Annotated in this window: 19 protein-coding genes; 11 read left to right on the top strand and 8 right to left on the bottom strand. The window is 71.6% G+C overall.

Features of this window, described 5'->3' with window-relative positions:
• From ACYU96_RS05355 to ACYU96_RS05320, 8 genes are all read left to right on the top strand, one after another.
• Complete coding sequence (locus ACYU96_RS05355) at window positions 1–4,473, top strand: FtsK/SpoIIIE domain-containing protein (RefSeq protein WP_460749908.1); 4,473 nt, start codon at window positions 1–3, stop codon at window positions 4,471–4,473.
• Between the two features lie 131 nt (window positions 4,474–4,604).
• Window positions 4,605–4,895, top strand: coding sequence for a hypothetical protein (locus ACYU96_RS05350; protein WP_460749906.1), 291 nt, complete (start codon window positions 4,605–4,607; stop codon window positions 4,893–4,895).
• Window positions 4,896–5,073: 178 nt separating this feature from the next.
• Entirely contained in the window at window positions 5,074–5,349 is a 276-nt protein-coding gene (locus ACYU96_RS05345; protein WP_460749903.1) for a hypothetical protein, read from the top strand.
• A gap of 46 nt (window positions 5,350–5,395) precedes the next feature.
• A complete protein-coding gene (locus tag ACYU96_RS05340) occupies window positions 5,396–6,607 on the top strand; it encodes a WXG100 family type VII secretion target (protein WP_460749901.1) in 1,212 nt (403 codons plus the stop codon).
• Between the two features lie 33 nt (window positions 6,608–6,640).
• On the top strand, window positions 6,641–7,117 hold the full coding sequence (locus ACYU96_RS05335) for an LpqN/LpqT family lipoprotein (protein ID WP_460749898.1): 477 nt from the start codon (window positions 6,641–6,643) through the stop codon (window positions 7,115–7,117).
• A complete protein-coding gene (locus tag ACYU96_RS05330) occupies window positions 7,114–7,884 on the top strand; it encodes a hypothetical protein (protein WP_460749896.1) in 771 nt (256 codons plus the stop codon). Before ACYU96_RS05335 ends, ACYU96_RS05330 begins: the two co-directional genes overlap by 4 nt.
• A 166-nt stretch (window positions 7,885–8,050) precedes the next feature.
• Window positions 8,051–8,683, top strand: a complete 633-nt coding sequence (locus ACYU96_RS05325; RefSeq protein WP_460749893.1) for a hypothetical protein — start codon at window positions 8,051–8,053, stop codon at window positions 8,681–8,683.
• A gap of 8 nt (window positions 8,684–8,691) precedes the next feature.
• Window positions 8,692–9,642 (top strand): class I SAM-dependent methyltransferase, encoded by a 951-nt coding sequence (locus ACYU96_RS05320; RefSeq protein WP_460749890.1) that lies wholly within the window; start codon window positions 8,692–8,694, stop codon window positions 9,640–9,642.
• Window positions 9,643–9,928: 286 nt separating this feature from the next.
• Here the strand turns inward: ACYU96_RS05320 and ACYU96_RS05315 are convergent, their stop codons facing one another.
• The 5 genes from ACYU96_RS05315 to ACYU96_RS05295 form a co-directional block, all read right to left on the bottom strand.
• Window positions 9,929–11,338, bottom strand: a complete 1,410-nt coding sequence (locus ACYU96_RS05315) for an FAD-dependent oxidoreductase (RefSeq protein WP_460749887.1) — start codon at window positions 11,336–11,338, stop codon at window positions 9,929–9,931.
• A gap of 201 nt (window positions 11,339–11,539) precedes the next feature.
• On the bottom strand, window positions 11,540–11,845 hold the full coding sequence (locus ACYU96_RS05310; protein WP_460749885.1) for a hypothetical protein: 306 nt from the start codon (window positions 11,843–11,845) through the stop codon (window positions 11,540–11,542).
• Window positions 11,842–12,486, bottom strand: coding sequence for a hypothetical protein (locus tag ACYU96_RS05305; RefSeq protein WP_460749881.1), 645 nt, complete (start codon window positions 12,484–12,486; stop codon window positions 11,842–11,844). The genes ACYU96_RS05310 and ACYU96_RS05305 overlap by 4 nt, the downstream gene beginning before the upstream one ends.
• A gap of 44 nt (window positions 12,487–12,530) precedes the next feature.
• Window positions 12,531–13,190 (bottom strand): hypothetical protein, encoded by a 660-nt coding sequence (locus ACYU96_RS05300; RefSeq protein WP_460749878.1) that lies wholly within the window; start codon window positions 13,188–13,190, stop codon window positions 12,531–12,533.
• Window positions 13,191–13,245: 55 nt separating this feature from the next.
• Entirely contained in the window at window positions 13,246–14,181 is a 936-nt protein-coding gene (locus tag ACYU96_RS05295; protein ID WP_460749875.1) for a hypothetical protein, read from the bottom strand.
• A 174-nt stretch (window positions 14,182–14,355) separates the two neighbouring features.
• Between ACYU96_RS05295 and htpX the strand changes: the two genes are divergently transcribed.
• On the top strand, window positions 14,356–15,246 hold the full coding sequence (htpX, locus tag ACYU96_RS05290; protein WP_460749872.1) for a zinc metalloprotease HtpX: 891 nt from the start codon (window positions 14,356–14,358) through the stop codon (window positions 15,244–15,246).
• A gap of 63 nt (window positions 15,247–15,309) precedes the next feature.
• Here the strand turns inward: htpX and ACYU96_RS05285 are convergent, their stop codons facing one another.
• Entirely contained in the window at window positions 15,310–16,059 is a 750-nt protein-coding gene (locus tag ACYU96_RS05285) for a potassium channel family protein (RefSeq protein WP_460749870.1), read from the bottom strand.
• Between the two features lie 124 nt (window positions 16,060–16,183).
• Between ACYU96_RS05285 and ACYU96_RS05280 the strand changes: the two genes are divergently transcribed.
• Window positions 16,184–16,678: a YajQ family cyclic di-GMP-binding protein gene (locus ACYU96_RS05280; RefSeq protein WP_460749867.1), complete on the top strand. Its 495-nt coding sequence runs from the start codon at window positions 16,184–16,186 to the stop codon at window positions 16,676–16,678.
• Between the two features lie 81 nt (window positions 16,679–16,759).
• Here the strand turns inward: ACYU96_RS05280 and ACYU96_RS05275 are convergent, their stop codons facing one another.
• On the bottom strand, window positions 16,760–17,269 hold the full coding sequence (locus ACYU96_RS05275) for a GNAT family N-acetyltransferase (RefSeq protein ID WP_460749865.1): 510 nt from the start codon (window positions 17,267–17,269) through the stop codon (window positions 16,760–16,762).
• On the opposite strand from ACYU96_RS05275, the gene ACYU96_RS05270 reads away from it, so the two are divergent.
• Entirely contained in the window at window positions 17,268–17,840 is a 573-nt protein-coding gene (locus ACYU96_RS05270) for a helix-turn-helix domain-containing protein (protein WP_460749862.1), read from the top strand. The genes ACYU96_RS05275 and ACYU96_RS05270 overlap by 2 nt on opposite strands.
• 125 nt (window positions 17,841–17,965) lie before the next feature.
• Here the strand turns inward: ACYU96_RS05270 and ACYU96_RS05265 are convergent, their stop codons facing one another.
• Window positions 17,966–19,459, bottom strand: a complete 1,494-nt coding sequence (locus ACYU96_RS05265; RefSeq protein ID WP_460749859.1) for an MFS transporter — start codon at window positions 19,457–19,459, stop codon at window positions 17,966–17,968.
• Window positions 19,460–19,478 lie beyond the last annotated feature (19 nt).

Raw genomic sequence — 19,478 nt, 5'->3', positions numbered from 1 at the left:
GTGCGGATCAAGCTGACACTGAATCGCCCCGACCAGACCTCGGCCAACGTCGCCGTCACCGCCGACGCGACGGCGAGCGTGCGGGACGTCGCCGAGACGCTGTTCTCGGCGGACCCGACCCGCAACGGCGCGGCGGCGCCCGACAACCTGACCCTCCAGGTCCGCGGCGAGTCCGGGGGCGGCGCCGACAGCCGTGTGCTCCGGCCCGACAACGACCTGACCCAGGCGGGCCTGCGCTCCGGCTCGACGGTCGAGATCGTCCGGGTCTCCGACCAGTTCATGGTCCCCGGGGCGGACCGCGGTGCCGCCGTCGCCACGCTCCGCGTGATCGAGGGCCCCGACGCCGGGCGGGAGTTCCCGCTGCCCGTCGGGACGTCCTACATCGGGCGCGGCCGCGACATGGACATCCGGCTCTCCGACAAGCAGACGTCGAAGCGGCACGCGCGCATCGTGGTCGGGGAGTCGATCGAGATCCACGACCTCGACTCGGCCAACGGCCTCGTGATGGGCGGCCAGTCCGTCACCCGGGCGACGGTGACCAGCTCCGACATGATCACCATCGGGAACGACGTCGTCTCCGTCATCGCGCTGCACCGCACCACGAGCATCGCGCCCACCAGTCCCGCCGTCGAGTTCAACCGGTCACCGCGCGTGGTGACCCGGTTCGGCGAGCACGAGATCATGGCGCCGAAGCCGCCCGAGCCGCCGAAGCCCCGCCGGCTGCCCTGGCTGATGATGATGGTCCCGTTCATCATGGGCCTGTCGATGTTCCTCATCTTCGACAACGCGCGCATGCTCCTGTTCATGTTCATGGCGCCCCTGTTCATGATCGGCATGTGGTGGGACCGCAAGGTCACCGCGAAGAAGGAGTACGAGCAGGCGACCGAGCAGTTCCTCCAGGCGGTCGAGTACACCAGGGAGCGGATCCGCCGCACCCACGCCGTCGAGCGTGCCGTGCGCACCGCCGAGACGCCGTCGCTGGCGGAAGCGATCGACAACGTCCGCCGGCTCGGCGGCCTGATGTGGACGCACCGGCCCGAACATCGCGGCTTCCTCACCGTCCGCCTGGGGGTCGGCCGCGCGCCCGCCCGCACCGCGTTCGGCGAGCCGCGGGAGAACGACGCCCTCCCCGAGCACTGGGAGCAGGTGCTCGAGCTCAAGGAGCAGTGCATCTTCATCGACGACGTGCCTTCCCCGGCCGCGCTGCGCTACGCGGGCAGCGTCGGCATCGCCGGCCGGTCCGGCGCCGTGGAAGGGGCGGCGCGGTCCGTCATCCTCCAGATGATCACGCTGCACTCGCCCGCCGAGGTGGTGGTCACCGCCCTCACCTCGAACCGGTCGCGACAGGACTGGGAGTGGCTGCAGTGGGCGCCGCACACCGGCTCCCCGCACAGCCCGCTGGGGGCCGGCGACCACCTCGCCGCCGACCCCGGGCAGGGCGCGGCCCTGCTCACCCGGCTCGAAGGGCTCATCGAGGCGCGTGGCGTGAAGCTCGACGGCCCGCCGCCCTTCGGAGGGGAGCGTGACCCCGAGAAGGACCGCGAGAACCCTCCGCCCGACCCGGTGCTCCCGGCCGTCGTCGTCCTCGTCGAGGACGACGCCCCGCTGGAGCGTTCGCGCCTGGTCCGCCTCGTCGAGCGCGGCCCGTCCGCCAACGTGCACGTCGTGTGGGTGGCCCCCTCGGTCGAGCAGCTGCCCGCCGCGTGCCGCACGTTCGTCGTGCTCGACCCCGAGGCCGGTGCCGGCAGCGCCACCACCGGCCAGGTGCACTACGGCCTCCTGTCCTTCCCGGTGCGCTGCGAGACCGCCGACCTGGTGACCGCCCACGAGATCGCCCGCATCCTCTCGCCGGTGGTCGACGTCGGCGCCCCGGTCAGCGACGAGACGGACCTGCCCCGGGCGGTGTCGTACCTGGCGCTCGCCGGCACGGAGGTCGCGTCGGACGCCCACAGCATCGTCGACCGGTGGAGGGAGAACCTGTCGCTCACGCCGCGCGACGGGTCGCCCCCGGTGCGTCGCAAGAAGCCGACCAACCTGCGCGGCCTGGTGGGGCACAACGGTATCGAGCCGTTCTACCTCGACCTGCGCACCCAGGGCCCGCACGCCCTCGTCGGCGGCACCACCGGTGCCGGCAAGTCGGAGTTCCTGCAGTCCTGGGTGATGGGCATGGCCGCCGCCCACAGCCCGGACCGGGTGACGTTCCTGTTCGTGGACTACAAGGGCGGCGCGGCGTTCGCCGACTGCGTGCACCTGCCGCACACGGTCGGCCTGGTCACCGACCTGTCGCAGCACCTGGTCCGGCGCGCCCTGTCCTCCCTGCGGGCCGAGCTGCACTACCGCGAGCACCTGCTGAACCGGAAGAAGGCGAAGGACCTCGCGTCGCTGGAGAAGACCGGCGACCCCGACGCGCCACCGAGCCTCATCATCGTGGTCGACGAGTTCGCCGCCCTGGTCGGCGAGGTTCCCGAGTTCGTGGACGGCGTCGTCGACGTCGCCCAGCGTGGCCGGTCCCTCGGGCTGCACCTGATCCTGGCGACCCAGCGCCCCGCCGGTGTCATCAAGGACAACCTGCGCGCCAACACGAACCTGCGTATCGCGCTGCGCATGGCCGACGAGTCGGACTCCAAGGACGTGCTCGGCGACCCGATGGCGGCGCACTTCGCGGCGTCGATCCCCGGGCGCGGCGCCGCGAAGACCGGGCCGGGCCGCATCACCACCTTCCAGACCGGGTACGCCGGCGGCTGGACCTCGGACGAGCCGGAGCCCGCCCAGCTCGACATCGAGGAGCTGGACTTCGGCGTCGCCAGGAAGTGGGAGATGCCGGCGGTGGAGTCGGCCGACGACGGCGGCGACCCGGGCCCCAACGACATCTCCCGGATGGTCCGGACGATGCGCGAGGCGGCCACCGCCGCCGGGGTGCCCGAGCCCCGCAAGCCGTGGCTGCCGGAGCTCGCCGAGACCTACGACCTGGCGCTGCTGCCGAACCCGCGGACCGACGCCAAGCTCCTGCTCGGCGTCCTGGACGACCCGCACGGCCAGGCGCAGCCCACCGTGCACTACGAGCCGGACGCGGACGGGAACATGGCCGTGTACGGCACGGGCGGCTCGGGCAAGAGCACCACGCTGCGCACGATCGCGATCTCCGCGGGACTGACGGTGCGGGGCGGCCCGACCCAGGTGTACGGCATCGACTGCGGCTCGGGCGGTCTGACGATGCTCGAGAACATGCCGCACGTCGGCGCGATCATCGACGGCGAGGACGAGGAGCGGGTCACCCGCCTCATGCGGCGGCTGACCCAGGAGCTGGAGGAGCGCTCCGCCCGGTACGCCGAGGTGCGGGCGGGCAGCATCGTCGAGTACCGGAAGATCGCGAACAAGCCCGCCGAGCCGCGCATCTTCGTGCTGGTGGACGGCTTCGGGGCGTTCCGGGACTCGTACGAGATCAGCGTGGCGCGCGGGTTCTCGATCTTCGGCGCGTTCACCCAGCTCGCCACGGACGGCCGCCCGGTGGGGATCCACATCGTCATGACCGGGGACCGGGCCACGAACATCCCGCCGTCGCTGGCGTCCACGGTGCAGAAGCGCATCGTGCACCGCATGGCGCGGGAGGACGACTACATGATGCTGAACATGCCCAAGGACGTCCTCGACGCGACGTCGGCGCCCGGCCGGGCCATCATGTTCGGGCAGGAGGCCCAGATCGCCGTGCTGAGCGGTGACTCGAACGGCGTCGTCCAGTCGCGCGAGCTGAGCAAGCTCGAGACGGCGATGGAACGCGCGGGGACGCCCAGGGCGCCCGGCGTCGAGCGCCTGCCGGACGACTTCATGCTCTCCGCTCTTCCGCCGACGGTCGGCAACCGGCCCACCCTCGGTCTGCGGGACCTGGACATCTCGCCGATCGGCCTGCCGGAGCGGTCGCCGCTCATGCTCTCGGGCCCGCCCGGCTCGGGCCGGACGACGACCTTCGTGACGATCGCCACGACGCTGCGGAGGGCCACCCGGACCCGGCTCGTGTACTTCTCGTCGCGGCGCAGCAGCGTCGGCTCGATGGACCTGTGGGACACGGTGGCCCAGACCCCCGAGGACGTCCTGGAGTCCGTCAAGGAGCTCACCGAGGCGGTGCAGGCGGACAAGTACGCCCCGGGCAGCCTCACGGTCATGATCGAGAACTACACCGAGCTGACGGGCACCCCGGCGGAGAAGCCGCTGGAGGCGTTCGTGAAGGCCGCGGTGCGCAAGGAGATCATGGTCATCGGCGAGGCGGAGTCGTCCACCTGGTCGAAGGCGTTCGCGCTCGCCGGCCCGTTCAAGTCCGGCCGCAACGGCATCCTCATGACGCCGGGCGACATGGAGGGCGACACGCTCCTGAACACCCCGCTCGGCCGGCTGCGGCGCCAGGACTTCCCGCCCGGGCGCGGGTTCCTCGTCACCGCCGGACGGGCGGCGAAGATCCACGTCGCGCAGCCTGGGTGAGGTGCCCGGGGCATGGCGGGGGGATGGGGAGGTCTCCCCATTCCGCGGTACCACGGACTCTGGTTGAGTACATCGTGTCGAAAACAATCGAGGTTGCCCGGCAGGGGTGGCCACGGAAGAGGGAGTAGGAAATGCCGCTTCAGCACAGCGCTCAGAACGTCTCTGGTCTCGATGTCGAGGCAGTCCGCCAGCTGTCGCAGGTTCTGCAGCAGTCGGCCGACACGATCAAGCAGGCCGGCGAGCAGGTCAACGCGCAGATGCAGCAGACCGAGTGGAACGGCAGCGACGCTGGCCAGTACGAGGAGCAGTGGGACGGCGAGCTCTTCACGCAGCTGTCGCAGATCGCCGAGCGGATGGTCGAGCACGGCCAGACCGCCGAGCGCAACGCCTCCGAGCAGGAGGGCACCTCGAACGCGCTCTGACGCGTCGTGGCCTGATGGCGTGAACTCGATGGGTGCGGTGCCGGACCGGTGCCGCACCCATCGCGCGTCACGGGGCGGCCGGTCGGGAGGCGGCATCCGCCGGCCGGTCCGGGTGGGTGCAGTGGTGATCAGGTGAGGTCGCTCGACCCAGAGACGGCCGGGAGCGAAGGAGTGGGACATGGCGGGAGACATGCTCGGCCTCGACGTCGAGGCGGTCCGGGAGATGGCGAACATCCTGCGTCAACAGGCCGAAGAGGTCCGGTCGACAGTGCAGGAGATCACCGCGCAGCTCGAGGAGACCGACTGGATGGGGCCGGACGCGGATCAGTTCGAGGGTGAGTGGACGAGCACCCACGCGTCGAAGCTGAACGAGATCGCCGCGGCGCTCGAGACCTTTGCCGGGACGGCCGAGGCCAACGCCGCGGAGCAGGAAGGCACCTCGAGCTCGCTCTGAGGGACGGGTCGTGCCGCCGCCGCGCGGAGAAGACTAAGGAGAAACCATGAGCGGAGGGCTCTACGGCGCCGACATCGAGGCGCTTCGGTCGTTCGCCGACCGGGTCGCCCGGGGCGGTGATGCGCTCGGCGGCGTCGTCGCCGTCGTCGAATCGGCGATGCCGGACCTCGAGCAGTGGAGCGGTCCGGACGGCGAGGAGTTCCGCGCGGAGTGGACCGACGTGCACGCGGTCCGGCTGCGAGAGACGGCGAGCGCGTTGCAGGAGGTCGCGGGGAAGGTGCGCGAGAACGCCGACGACCAGCAGGGGACGTCGGACGATCTCGCGGGCGGCGGGGTCGGAGGTGGAGTCGGCGGCACGGCGGGTGCCGGTGCCGGTGGTGGTGGCGGCGGCGGTGGCGGTGGCAGCGACGACGAGTCGGGCGAGAACCCGCTCCCGACGCCGGGCTCCGACCCGACCGCGACGAACGACCCGGACGACCCGACGAGCGGCAGCACGCACGACGGCTACCGGTCGAGCTACGAGGAGCACGGGACCTACGACGAGAACGGCAACTACACGCCGTCCCAGGAGAGCACGACCACGGCGTCCGAGAAGGGCGACATCAACCACACGCTCGCCGAGGGTGAGACCGGCGGGTTCGCCGGTGCCGAGGCTGGTGCGGAGGGCGAGTTCGGCGACGAGGACGGGGCCCACGGCTCCGGCTCGGCAGGGGCGGCGGCAGGCGCCGGGTACGACGCCTCCGGCGAGGTCAGCCTGTCCGAGAACGGGCTCGTGGCAGAGGGCCAGGTGGGCGGCAACGTGGGCGTCGGGGCCAGCGCCGAGGGCCAGGTCGGGTACGGCGACCACCTGGGTGCGGGAGGCTCGGTCGACGCCTTCGCGGGCGCCCGGGCGGAGGCCGACGGTGGTGTCTCCGTCGGTCCGCACGGCGTCGGTGCCGGCCTCGGTGCCGAGGCCTTCGCGGGCGCCGAGGCGTCCGCCGCGGGCTCCGTGACGGCGGCCGGCGTGACGGCGGGTGCCGAGGGGCAGGTGTACGCAGGTGTCGGCGTGCGGGCCGACGCGGACGTCAACGTGGGCTTCGACAGCGTGGGCGTCGACCTCTCGCTCGGAGCCGCGCTGGGCGTCGGCGCCGGTTTCGACGTCTCCCTCGAGTGGTCGCCGGCCGACACCGTCGACGCGATCACCGACGTGGGTGGCGACGTCGTCGACGGGTTCGGTGACGCGGCGGGCGCCGTGGGCGACTTCGTCGGAGGCCTCTGACATGACCGTGGTACTACCTGATTGGATGGAGATATGAGCACAGTCACCTACCCGAGCGAGACCTTTCCGGGGTTTCCCGCCGTGGTCATGGACTGCCCCGACGGCTGGATCACGCACGCGGTACCGCAGGCGCAGATGGCCATCGTCCAGGAGCGGCCCGCGGGCGAGTTCCGTCCGAACGTCGTCGTGGTCATTCAGCGCATGGCGCCGGACCAGTCCGTGGACGGGGTCATCGAGCAGGCGGTCGAGAAGTTCGAGAGCACCCCGGGCTACGAGGAGGTGGGCCGCATGAGCACGACGTTCGACGGGCTGCCCGCCGTGCGTATCGAGGGTGCCTGGAGCACCGAGCAGACCGGCACGATCGCGCAGGCGCTGCGGATCGCCGTCGTCGAGCACGACGGCGTGCGCGACCTGGTCGAGGTCACCGGCACGTGCGCAGGTCCGCAGGCTGCCGAGATCTGGCCCCAGGTCCGCGAGATCCAGGACAGCGTCAAGCTGGCCGAGCGGTGACGGACGACGACGGAGCGGCAAGGTTCGCGGTCGTCAGCCGCTGGGCCGTCCTCGTCGCCGGGTTCGTGCTGGCGGCGGGGGCGGTCCTGGCGTTTCTCGGCGGGAACCCGGCCCTCGGCATCGTGCTGGTCGTCGTCACCGGCGTCCTGGTGCTGGCCCGCGGGATGTGGACGCTGCGCCGGGGCCTGCGGGCGGCCGCCGAGCAGCAGGAGAAGGCGCGGGTCCCGGCGGCCGCCGGCGGTTCACCGGACGCCCCGACGCCGGTCGACCGGGTCGTCGCCGACCTCCTCGGGATGAACAGCGACGGGCTGCCGTACCTCCTCGAGGCGTCGCGGACTCCGCGGGGCGCACGGGTCGAGGTGCGCTGGAAGGTCGAGGAGGTGCGCTGGCAGACGCTGTTCGTGCGCGGGAAGCAGGCGTACGCGTGGCGCATGGAGGTCGACCTCGATCCCGCGACCGGGCACTACAGGTTCACCGAGTACTCCGGGTCGGCGTCGGTCCGTGCCGCGATGAACCCCGGCGGCGCGTTCGTCCGCGCCAACTGGAAGTGGACCCGCGGCAAGTCCGCCGGCCGGCAGTCCGCGACGTTCGTCGAGGGTGCCGACGGCCAGGTCACCGTCCGGGACGACGGCGGCACGCGCACGTCCTGGGAGGGCGGCGCCATGATCAAGCCGGCGGACGCCAAGATCCCGGTCTTCACGGTGCTGCGCGACAACGGCTGGCGGCCGCGCCACGACTGGTTCGGCGCGCGGCTGTTCGAGAAGTAGTGCGTTCTTCGAGGAGGGCCAGTTCTTCGAGAGGCGTCCCTCCGGCGGACGGACATCTCTGACGTAGTGGGCACGGCTCGCGCGACACGGTAGTTTTTCACCCGCGCAGGCCGAAAGGCCCTCAACCAGGAAGTGAGTGATTCACATGCGAACCCGACGTCCCCTGATGGCAGTACTGACGGCCGGGATCCTCGCGTCGGCACTGACCGCGTGCTCGTTCTCCGCCGGCGACCTCGAGCCCGTGGGCGACGAGGAGTCGACCGCGGCGGCCGACACCGGTGAGAGCACGGACGAGGGCGCGACGGACGAGCCCACCACGGACGGCAGCACGGACGACGCCGCAGCCCCCGGAGACCTGCAGACCGTCCAGGCCTCGCACGTGACGGCGCAGGTACCCGCCGACTGGGCCGCCGTCCCCGACGAGGATCCCTGGAAGTTCATCCATCAGAAGGCGAACGACAGCGGCGGCGTCGCCGGCCGGATCGCCTTCATGCCGGGCGGCCAGACGATGGGACCGCAGGAGTCCGTGGACTGGTTCATCGATCAGGTGAAGGGCACCGGGTCCACCGACGACAACTTCGCCCCCCTCACCACGCTCCGCACGGACGGCAAGCGGGCGAACACGTCGTACACCTATCAGTCCGGCGGCGAGACCTACGTTGCCGTCGTGTGGGGCATCACGGACAGCCAGGGTGCGCCCGCGCTGATCCAGCTCTCCGGCGTGGAGTCCATCATCACGGACCAGTTCGTCACGCGGGTGGACCAGACGCTGGACCTCACGGGCGACTGGCAGGGCTGACCCGCGTCATGACAGGCCGGCGGCGTCCGCTGCGGGAGATCGCCGTCTCGTTCGGCGAGGACGCGGAGCGCTACGACCGCACGCGGCCGGGTTACCCGCCCGCCCTGACCGACGTCGTCCTGGCAGGTGTGGTCGACGACGCCGCGCCGCTCGCCGCGTCGAACCATCCCGCGCCGAGCCACCACCACTCGCAGGCCACTGCCGGGGCGGCACCTCCCACGCCGGAGACGTCGCCCCGGCAGGATCGTCCCGCCGGGGCGGCTCCTCCGGTGCCGGAGGCTCCGCCCCGGCGGAAGCGGCCCGCGATCCTGGACGTCGGGATCGGGACCGGCGCCGCCGCGGCGCTGTTCCGGGACGCGGGCTGCGAGGTGACCGGCGTCGAGCCGGACGAGCGCATGGCCGCCCTCGCGCGGGAGGCGGGGTGCGCGGTCGAGATCGGGTCGTTCGACGCCTGGGACCCGGCCGGGCGGGCGTTCGACGTCGTCGTCTCCGGGCAGGCCTGGCACTGGGTGCAGCAGCGCGCGGGGGCGGCCAAGGCGGCCGAGGTGCTCCGGCCCGGCGGGAGGCTCGCCGTCTTCTGGAACGTCTGCCTCCCGGAGCCGGAGGTGGCGGCGGCCCTCGCCGACGTCTACCGCGGAGTGGACCTGGGGCTGGACTTCGTGCCGTGGGAACGGTCGCCGATGACGGGCTTCGACAAGCTCGCCGGCGCCGCCACCACCGGTATCTGGGGCTCGCGCGCGTTCGGCGCGGTGCACCGGCACGACATCCCCTGGCAGGTCGAGTTCACCAGCGACACGTGGGTCGACCAGGTGCCCACCCTGTCCTGGCACGAGCGCCTGTCACCGGACGCGCTCTCCCGCGTCCTTCAGGGCAACGCACGAGTGGTCGACGCCCTGGGCGGCAGGATCACCATGCCGTACACGACCCTCACCCTGACAGCCAACCGCCACCCCACCTGACCCCCCACCTCCCATCTGCCACCTCCCCCTCCTGCCCCCGCCCTCCCCCGCAGCCGCACAACCGCCCGCCCGCCCGGTCGGTCCTTTCGTGAGCGGTCGGTCTTTTCGTGAGTGATCGGCAGTTCAAACTGCCGATCACTCACGAAAAGACCGACCGACCAGGTCGAGACGGTCGGGTGACGGGGCGACGCGGGCGGCGGCGCGGTGGCGGGCGGGGTGGCGACGGCCGGGGGCGCCTTCCGGTGGGAGGCGACCCCGGCCGTCGTCGTGCGGGTCGGAGCCGGTGTCAGGCCTGGTGCTCGCCCCTGGCGATCGCGAGCATCTCCTCGCGGGGGACGACCTTGATCCGCGTGCGCTCCGCGGCCTCGCCGAGCGCACGCTCGTGCGCGTCGAGCAGCTCCCAGCCGGACCACTCGATGACGTCCACGCCCTTGTCGGCGAGGAACGTCTTGATGGCCTCCGGGTCGCCCTGCGGGGCGGTGCGTCCGCCGTCCTGGTCGCCGCCGGACGCGTCGGCGCCGTCGGCGACGCCGACCACGTCCTCGACCAGGTGCTTCACCGTCTCCGACGCGTCGGACTTGGTGTGGCCGATGAGGCCCACCGGGCCGCGCTTGATCCAGCCGGTGGCGTAGACGCCGGGCACGTGCTCGCCGTCCATGTCGACGACGCGGCCCTCACGGTTGGAGATGACGCCCTTGTGGTCGTCGAACGGGATCTCGGACAGCGGCGAGCCGAAGTAGCCGACCGCGCGGTACACGGCCTGCACCGGGAAGTCGTGGAACTCGCCCGTGCCCTTGACGGTGCCGTCGCCCTGCAGGGCGGTGCGCTCCGTGCGGAAGCCCGTGACCTTCCCGTCCTCGCCGAGCACCTCGGTCGGCTGGTGCAGGAAGTGCAGGTGGAGGCGGCGGGACGCCGTCTTGGCCGCCGGGTCGTCGAGCGCCCAGTCCGTCAGGGTCTTGACGACCTGCTTGGTCTGGTTCGACGAGTTGATCGCAGCCTCGGAGCCCTCGTCGAAGTCGTAGTCCTCCGGGTACACGATGATGTCCACGTCCGGGACGTGGCCCAGCTCGCGCAGCTCCAGCGGCGAGAACTTCACCTGTGCGGGACCGCGGCGCGCGAACACGTGCACGTCCGTCACGGGCGAGGACTGCAGGATCTCGTACACGTTCCCCGGGACCTCGGTCGGCAGCAGGTCCCTCGGGTGCTTCGCCAGGATGCGCGCCACGTCGAGGGCCACGTTCCCGGCGCCGATGACGGCGACCTCGCGCGCCTCGAGCGGCCAGGTGCGGGGCACGTCGGGGTGGCCGTCGTACCAGGAGACGAAGTCCGCCGCCCCGTAGGAGCCGTCCAGGTCGATGCCCGGGATGTTCAGCTCGGCGTCCTTGATGGCGCCGGTGGAGAAGATCACGGCGTCGTAGAACTGCCGCAGGTCCTCGAGCTTGACGTCCGTGCCGAAGTCCACGTTCGCCAGCAGGCGGATGTCACCGCGGGAGAGGACCTTGTGGAGCGCCACGATGATCTGCTTGATGCGCGGGTGATCCGGTGCGACGCCGTACCTGACCAGCCCGAACGGCGCCGGGAGGCGCTCGAACAGGTCGATCGAGACGTCGAGGTCGGTCTTGGACAGGATGTCGCTCGCGTAGATGCCGGCGGGTCCGGCACCGACGACGGCGACGCGCAAAGGTCGGGTGCTCACGTAGAGGCGCCTTCCGGTCGAGGGACTGATTCACAATCGAAGGCCACGGACGATTCTACCGACCGGATCAGACGTCCCTCGATGATGTCCACGATGCCGGCACCCACGCGCACGACGCCGGCCACGACGCCGGCGCACCCGCGGACGACCTGCGCGCGGACGACGTCCACGCGGGCACCGAAGCCGACGCCGCTGCTCGGCTCAGCGGCGCGCTCCCGGCGTCCGGAGGTAGCGCGCCCACTGGCGGATCGTCGTGATGACGAACCAGACCCCGAGACCGGCCAGCGGGTAGACGAGGAACCAGGGGAACGGGTCGCCCTCGGTGAAGCCCTTGGACCGCGGCCCCTCGATCTGGTTGACCTGGGCGTTCCACCAGCCGAACCACGTCACGGCCGCGAGGACGAGGAAGATCAGCGCCAGCAGGGTCGAGTTGCGGGCCAGGCGCTTGGCCTCGGCGGGACCTCCCCCGCGCGGGCCGACGCCTCCCGGCGTCGTCGACGGGCTCATGCGGCCACCGCCTGCGCCAGGACGGCGAACGTCGGGTCGGCGTCGATCTGCTCCGGCGGCTGCGGCCGGTCGAGCTCGCCGGCCTGCATGCGCCAGGTGCCCTCGGCGTCCACCTTGACGGCGGCCGTCCGGACGGCCGCACCGGACCGGGTCACCTCGACGCTTCCGCCGAACGGCCCGCGGCCGGCCTGCTCGAACGCCCCGCGCAGGTAGCCGGCGGCCGCCTGCTCGACCGGGACGTCGGACCGGACCGGGTACACGGCCCACAGCCCGAACGGTGCGGGCTCGAGGAACACGGTCCCGTCGGGCGCGGACACGAACACGGCGACGGACTTCTTCTCGCCGGCCATGGCGACCGCTTCGATCCATGTGGTGGCCGTACCGCAGATGCCGGCGAGTGCCGCCGCCTCGGCCACCGGCCGGACACCCGTGCCGCCGGTCTCGACCTTGCCGCGGGCGATGAGCGTGCTCATCCCGACGCCGACGGCGGGCGAGTCGGCGCTCACCCCGGGCAGGTGCAGCATCTCGCGGGTGCGCAGCGCGGCCTCGGAGCCGGTCGCGGACAGGATCGCGGTGATCTCGAACCCGGTGAACTCCGTCACGATCTTCCGGAGGTCAGGTGGGGCGGTCTGGTCAGTCATGGATTCCCTCTCGTGGTGTGCGCGCGTCGCGGTGGCCGTCGTCGTCACGCCAGGCTCGAGGCGAGCACCTGGAAGGTCGGGTCGGGGTTCGTGGGGGCCGGTGCCGAGAGGTCGCCGCCCGGGCCCGTCGACAGGGTCCATGACTCGTCGTCGGCCACGGTGGCGATCGCCGACCGGGTCGTGCCGTCACCGGCGATGACCCGGACGCTGCCGGAGAACCGCCGGCTCGCCGGCAGGTTGCCGAAGGCCGCGGCGACGAACCGTGCGCCGATCACCGGCAGCGGGTCGTCCTGCGGCATCGGCCAGGCGTTCCACACGTCGTACGGGCGGGGCTCGAGCAGCACGGTCCCGGTGCGCGAGCGGACCAGGGCGGCGACGTTCGTCGCTTCACCGGTGGTTCCGATCGCCTCGGCCCACTCCTCGGCGTTCATCAGGATCGACGCGATCTCGTTCACGGGGCCCTGCGGCGCGAGGCGGCCGTCGGCCACCTGGGCCATGCGCCGGACGAGCAGAGATCCGACGCCCGCGGTGGTGATCGGCGAGTCGATCCCGTCGTCGGGCAGGCTGAGCAGGACACGGGCCCTGTCCGTCGCCGCGTTGCGGCGCATCGAGACGAGGGCGAGGAGCTCGACCGTGGCGAGATCGATCCGGGCACCGGCGCCCTTCGCACCGCCCTCCGGCGCGTCAACAGTGGTCTCGGTCATCGTCGTGCCCTTCCTCTGGTGCTGCTGTCGTGCCCCATCGTGCCTTGCCGGGTCATTACCAGAGCCCGAGCAGGTCGCCGGCGCCGTCCACCAGATCGCTGCCGGCGTCGACGACGCTCCCCGCGACATCACCGGCCACGTCGACCGCGGAATCGGCGATGTCCGCGATGTCCTCCGAGAAGTCGCTGTCGGAGAAGCTGTTGTAGATGATGCCGACCGGGCTGTAGTCGATCAGGTTCTGCGTGAGCGGACGGTCCGACAGGAGGCCGTTGAGGAGGGATGCCCCGCCCCAGACCGCTCCCGCGATGGCGAAGGCCGGGGCGGCCGGCCCGCCGAAGAGCGTACCCCCGGCGAGGACCGCGGTGACCGCGCCGTCGCCGGCGCCGTACAGGTTGTCGGACCCGCCCTCGCGGAGGAAGTCGAGCCCTGAGTCGAGGGCTTGGTAGCCGCCGGTCACCAGCCCGGCGACGGCGAAGACCTTGCCGGCGCCTTCGCCGAAGTCCGCCCAGCCTCCGCTGCCGAGCAGGGAGAGCGCGTCCGCGCCGAGTCCGCCGATCGTGGCCGTCAGGCCCTCGAGATCGACGATGTCCCGGATCCCGTCCGGCAGGTCGGGGATGGCGTCGCGCCAGTCGGCCGCGGCGCTCTGGCCGACGACCCCGCTCCCGATGCTGCCACCGACACCACCGCCGATGCCGACACCACCGATGACGCCGCCCAGGTTCCCCGACGTGTCGTCCTGCTCGTCGGCGTTGCCCCGCACGGTCTCGGCCACCTCGGCCAGCGCCTGGGCGGTCGCCGTGAGTGCGGGGCCGTGCGAGCCGTACCACTCGTCCCGGAAGCCCTCGGCGTCGGGGCCGCTCCACTGCTCGGCGTCGGGCATGGCGGACTCGACGATCCCGACCACGCCGTCCAGCGTCTCGCCGCCGCGGACGATCCGGTCCGCGAGCTGCCGCAGCGCCTCGATGTCCGCGCCGTACAGGTTGCCGCCCACCTGCGTCTCCTCTCACATGCCACATGCGTCACGCCAGGTGAGACGTGTGGTAATCCGGTCTGTCGCCGAGGCAGACTCAACCATACCGACGAGTCCCGGGACCATGGGGAGAACTCCCCGGGAACCGTTCGCCCCGACGAGCCGTTCTGTGGGTTGGGTGGAAAGGAAGTAGCGATGCATCGGCACTACAACGGTCTGAAGACCGCCGCGATGTTCGGCGTGATGTGGGCTGTGCTCCTCGGGATCTGGGTCCTGATGGGCGGACGGCAGAGCTGGATGTGGATCATCGTCCTCATCGGCCTCGGGACGACGGCGTACAGCTACTGGAACTCCGACAAGCTCGCGATCCGCGCCATGCACGCCTACCCGGTCACGGAGCTGCAGGCCCCGGAGATGCACCGGATCGTGCGCGAGCTGTCGACCCAGGCCCGCAAGCCGATGCCGCGCCTGTACATCTCGCCCACCAAGGCGCCCAACGCCTTCGCCACGGGCCGCAACCCGGCCAACGCGGCCGTGTGCTGCACCGAGGGCATCCTGTCCCTGCTCGACGAGCGCGAGCTGCGCGGCGTGCTGGGGCACGAGCTGATGCACGTGTACAACCGTGACATCCTCACGTCGTCGGTGGCGTCGGCGATGGCGGGCGTGATCACGTCGGTGGCCACGATGCTGATGTGGTTCGGCGGCAGCCGCGAGGGCGGGAACCCGCTCGCGGCGCTGGCGACGGCGCTGCTCGCGCCCATCGCCGCGACGATGATCCAGTTCGCCATCTCTCGGACGCGCGAGTACGACGCCGACGAGGACGGCGCCAAGCTCACCGGCGACCCGCTCGCCCTCGCGTCCGCGCTGCAGAAGCTCGAGCGCGGCACGCAGCTCGCCCCGCTGCCGCAGGACCGCGAGCTGACGAACGTGTCGCACGTGATGATCGCGAACCCGTTCCGCGGCGCCGGCATGGCGCGCCTGTTCGCCACGCACCCCCCGATGAAGGACCGCATCGCCCGCCTGGAGCGCATGGCGGGCGGCACCTACGGCAACCAGTTCGGGCCGGGGGGCTTCGGGGGGTTCTGAGGCCCACTCACGACGACGGCCGGGGCCGCCTCCTTTGGAAGGTGACCCCGGCCGCCGTCGGCCCTATCGGTTCTGCCGTTCCGGCTCCGGGCTGCTGGTCTCGGGCAGGGCCGCGCGGAGCGCGCGGATCTCCTCCGTCAGGGCCTGGACCTCGCGGCGGGTCGCCGCTTCCTCCTCCTCGTTGGCCTCCTCGACGGTCTGCACCATCCAGGAGGCGAGGGTCGCGGTCACGACACCGAGCAGGGCGATGCCGCCCAGCATCAGGCCCGCGGCGATGAACCTGCCGGTCGTCGTGACGGGGTAGAAGTCGCCGTAGCCGACGGTGGTCATCGTGACGATCGCCCACCAGAACCCCTCGCCGAGGCTCGTGATGTTCGAGCCCTCCACGTGGCGTTCGGTGTCCGTGATCGCCAGGGCGCTGGTGAGGATCAGCAGCGCGGTCCCGCCCGTGGCATAGGTGACCACCCGGCCGCGCAGCCGCTGCACTCCCGTGCGGCTGAACCGCTGGATCACCTTGATCAGCAGGAGCAGCCGGAGCGGGCGCAGCAGGGGCAGGACGACGACCAGGAGGTCGATCCAGTTTCTCCGGACGAACGTCCACGAGTACCCGGACAGGTGGAGCCGGACCGTGTAGTCGGCGGCGAACACCAGCCAGGCGACCGTCATGAACGTGGTGCAGGCGGTGCTCACCCACGCGGGAACGCCGTCGAAGGCGATCGGCAGGCCGTAGGCGACGAGGAAGAGCACGGCCACCGCGACGAGCGGCCACTCGGTGCGTCGGCGCCAGGTGGAGAGGTCGAGGCTGCGGATCATGGTTCGTCACTGTATCGAAGGGTGACGACGGCGACGGCCGGGTGCCTGACGGCGCTCCCCTCCGCGTTCGACGGACTACGGTTGACCTCAGCATCCGACCCCGACAGGAAGAAGGAGCACGGCCGTGGCCGACTCGTCGTTCGACATCGTCAGCAAGGTGGACCGCCAGGAGGTCGACAACGCCCTCAACCAGGCGTCCAAGGAGGTCTCGCAGCGCTACGACTTCCGGGGAGTGGGCGCCGACATCTCCTGGAGCGGCGAGGCCGTCGTGATGGTCGCCAACTCTCCCGAGCGCGTGCTCGCCATGCTCGACGTGTTCCAGTCGAAGCTCGTCAAGCGCGGGGTGTCCCTCAAGGCGATCGACACGGGCGAGAACGAGCCGCAGCCGTCCGGCAAGGAGTACCGCCTCGTCGGGTCCCTCAAGGAGGGGCTGGCCGGCGAGAACGCGAAGAAGATCACCAAGGTCATCCGCGACGAGGGACCCAAGGGCGTCAAGACCCAGATCACGGGCGACGAGGTCCGTGTCTCGTCGAAGTCGCGCGACCAGCTCCAGGAAGTCATCGCCCTCCTCAAGGGCGCGGACCTGGACGTGGCTCTGCAGTTCACGAACTACCGGTGACGGTGCTGCTGTCCGTGAAGGCTCGTGCGAGCCGGTGATCTCCGCCGCGCTCCTCGCGGTTCACGACAGCGTCGCGGTTCACTACAGCGCCAGCTCCAGGATCGCGAGATCCAGCCAGCGCCCGAACTTCGTGCCGACCTCGCCCAGCAGGCCGACACGGCGGAAGCCCAGGCTCTCGTGCAGGCCGATCGACGTGGCGTTGCCCGCCTCGATGTCGGCGTACATGCGATGCGCTCCCGAGGCTCGGGCCGCGGCCACCAGCTCGGTCAGGAGGGCGCGCCCGACACCCTTGCCCTGCTGACCGGGTGCGACGTACACGGAGTCCTCGACCGAGTACCGGTATCCCTCCTTCGCCCGCCACGCGGCGAACGAGGCGTATCCGACGACGGCGCCGTCGGCCTCCGCCACGAGCATCGCCTTGCGCGCGACGTGCTCAGCCACCCAGGTGTGTGCCTCGCCCTCGGTCATGGCGACGCCGGTCCAGATGGCCGTCGTCGTCTCGGCGGCGTGGTTCCGGATCGCTCGCACTGCCGGGGCGTCGTCGGTGCGAGCGGCGCGCACGGCCACCTTTGCGGCATATAGTGAACTCATGTCCACGATAGTAGACAACGTGGCCGCGCTCGGAGAACGGGTGCGGGACGAGCGTGGTCGGCGCGGGTGGTCTCTCAGCCGGCTCGCCGAGGCGTCCGGCGTGTCCCGCGCGATGATCAGCAAGATCGAGCGCGGCCAGAGCAGCCCCACTGCCGCGCTCCTCGGGCGGCTGTCGGCCGCCCTCGGGCTGAGCGTGTCGACGCTGATGGAGCAGCCCGAGGACGTGCCGTCCCACCCCGTGCGGCGCGCCGACGTCGTACCGCACTGGAGCGATCCCGAGACCGGCTACCTGCGGCGCCAGATCTCGACACCGTCGTTCCCTGCCGACGTCACCGACGTGGTCCTGCCGCCCGGGGAGCGCGTGCCGTACCCGGCGGCCGCGTACGCGTTCCACGCGCAGCTCGTCTGGGTGCTGGACGGTGAGCTGACCCTCACCGACGGTCCCGACGTCCACGTTCTCGCCGCCGGCGACGTGTTCGAGCTGGGTGCACCGGCCGCGCGGGAGTTCGCCAGCACGAGCGCCGCCGGGTGCCGGTACGTCGTGGTGCTCTGCCGGCGGGCGGCACCGTAGGAGGCGCGCACGGCGGCAGCGGCCCACCCGTCGTCGGGACGGCGGGCGGGCCGCTACCGGCCACCGTCACGGCGTCACGAGCGAGCTCCGTGCCCCGGCCGGACGGTGGCAGGTGTGCGGCAGCCTCACCCGACGGCCACCGGTTCCTTGTCGGGCTCGGCGGCGGGCTGCTGGGTGTGGGCGAGCGAGAGCCCGTCACCACGGCGGCGGAACAGCAGGGCGGACAGCACGGCCCCGACCGCGAAGAAGCCCGCGCCCCACCAGTACGCCGTCGCGTAGCTGGCGATCTGCGCCTCCAGGCCGACGGCCGCGGTGACGGGCGTGTGCGCCGCGAGGTAGTCGGCCGCCGCGGTGGCGGCCAGGGTGTTGAGCAGGGCGGTCCCGATCGAACCGCCCACCTGCTGGCTCGTGTTGACCATCGCCGAGGCGACACCCGCGAACTCCCGGTCGACGCCGAGCGTCGCCGTCTGCATCGACGCGGGCATGATCGTGCCCATCGCGAAGCCGATGATCATCAGCGGCGGAAGGACGTGGGCGGCGTAGGTGCTCGACGCGTCGAGGAACGTCAGGTACACCATGCCGACCGTGCCCAGCGCCATGCCGATCGGGACCATGATCTTCGGGCCGAACCGGGGCACGAACGCGTTGGTGCCGAGCTGTGCGGCGAGCACCAGCATCGCGATCATCGGCAGGAACGACATCCCCGTCCGGATCGGTGAGTACCCGAGGGTGAGCTGGAGGTAGTAGGTGACGAAGAGGAAGATGCCGAACATGCCGGCACCGGCGATCAGGACGGAGGCGTAGGCGGTGCCACGGTTCCGGTCGAGGATGATCGACAGGGGCAGCAGCGGATGCGCCGCTCGTGTCTGCCAGGCGGCGAAGGCGGTCAGCAGGACGGCGGCGCCCGCCAGCAGGCCCCAGGTCAAGGGTGCTTCCCAACCGTCGGTCTCGGCGTTCGAGAAGCCGTAGACGAGGCTGAAGAGCGCGCCGGAGACCAGGAGGGTGCCCGGGACGTCCAGCCGGGGCCGCGGGCCCTCGCGGGTGATGCGCGGCACGAAGGCGATGGCCCCGATGAGGGCGACCGCGGCGATGAAGACGTTGATGTAGAGGTTCCAGCGCCAGTCGAGCGTCTCCGTCAGGATCCCGCCGAGCAGGAGCCCGATCGCGCCGCCCGCTCCGGCGATGGCGCCGAACACGCCGAAGGCGCGTGCCCGCTCCTTCGGGATGGTGAAGGTCGTGGTCAGCACGGCGAGGGCGGTGGGGGCGAGCAGGGCGCCGAACACGCCCTGCAGGGCGCGGGCGGCGACGAGGAGCTCGAAGGTGCCGGCGGCACCGCCCAGCCCGGAGGCGACGGCGAAGCCGATGAGGCCGATGACGAAGGTGCGCCGGCGGCCGACGAGGTCGGAGAGCCGCCCGCCGAGCAGCAGAAGGCTCGCGAAAGCCAGGGAGTACGCGGTGATGACCCACTGGCGCTGACCGTCCGTGAAGCCGAGGTCGGCCTGTGCCGAGGGGAGGGCGATGTTCACGACGGTCGCGTCCAGCACGACCATGAGCTGCGCGAGACCGACCACGACGAGCGTGATCCACCGACGGTTGTCGGTCGCGGGTGTTGAGGACATGCCGACCACTATATACGGA

Source organism: Myceligenerans cantabricum (assembly GCF_054777735.1).
Note: the sequence above shows the minus strand (reverse complement) of the source record. Positions and strands in the feature narration are given on the sequence as shown.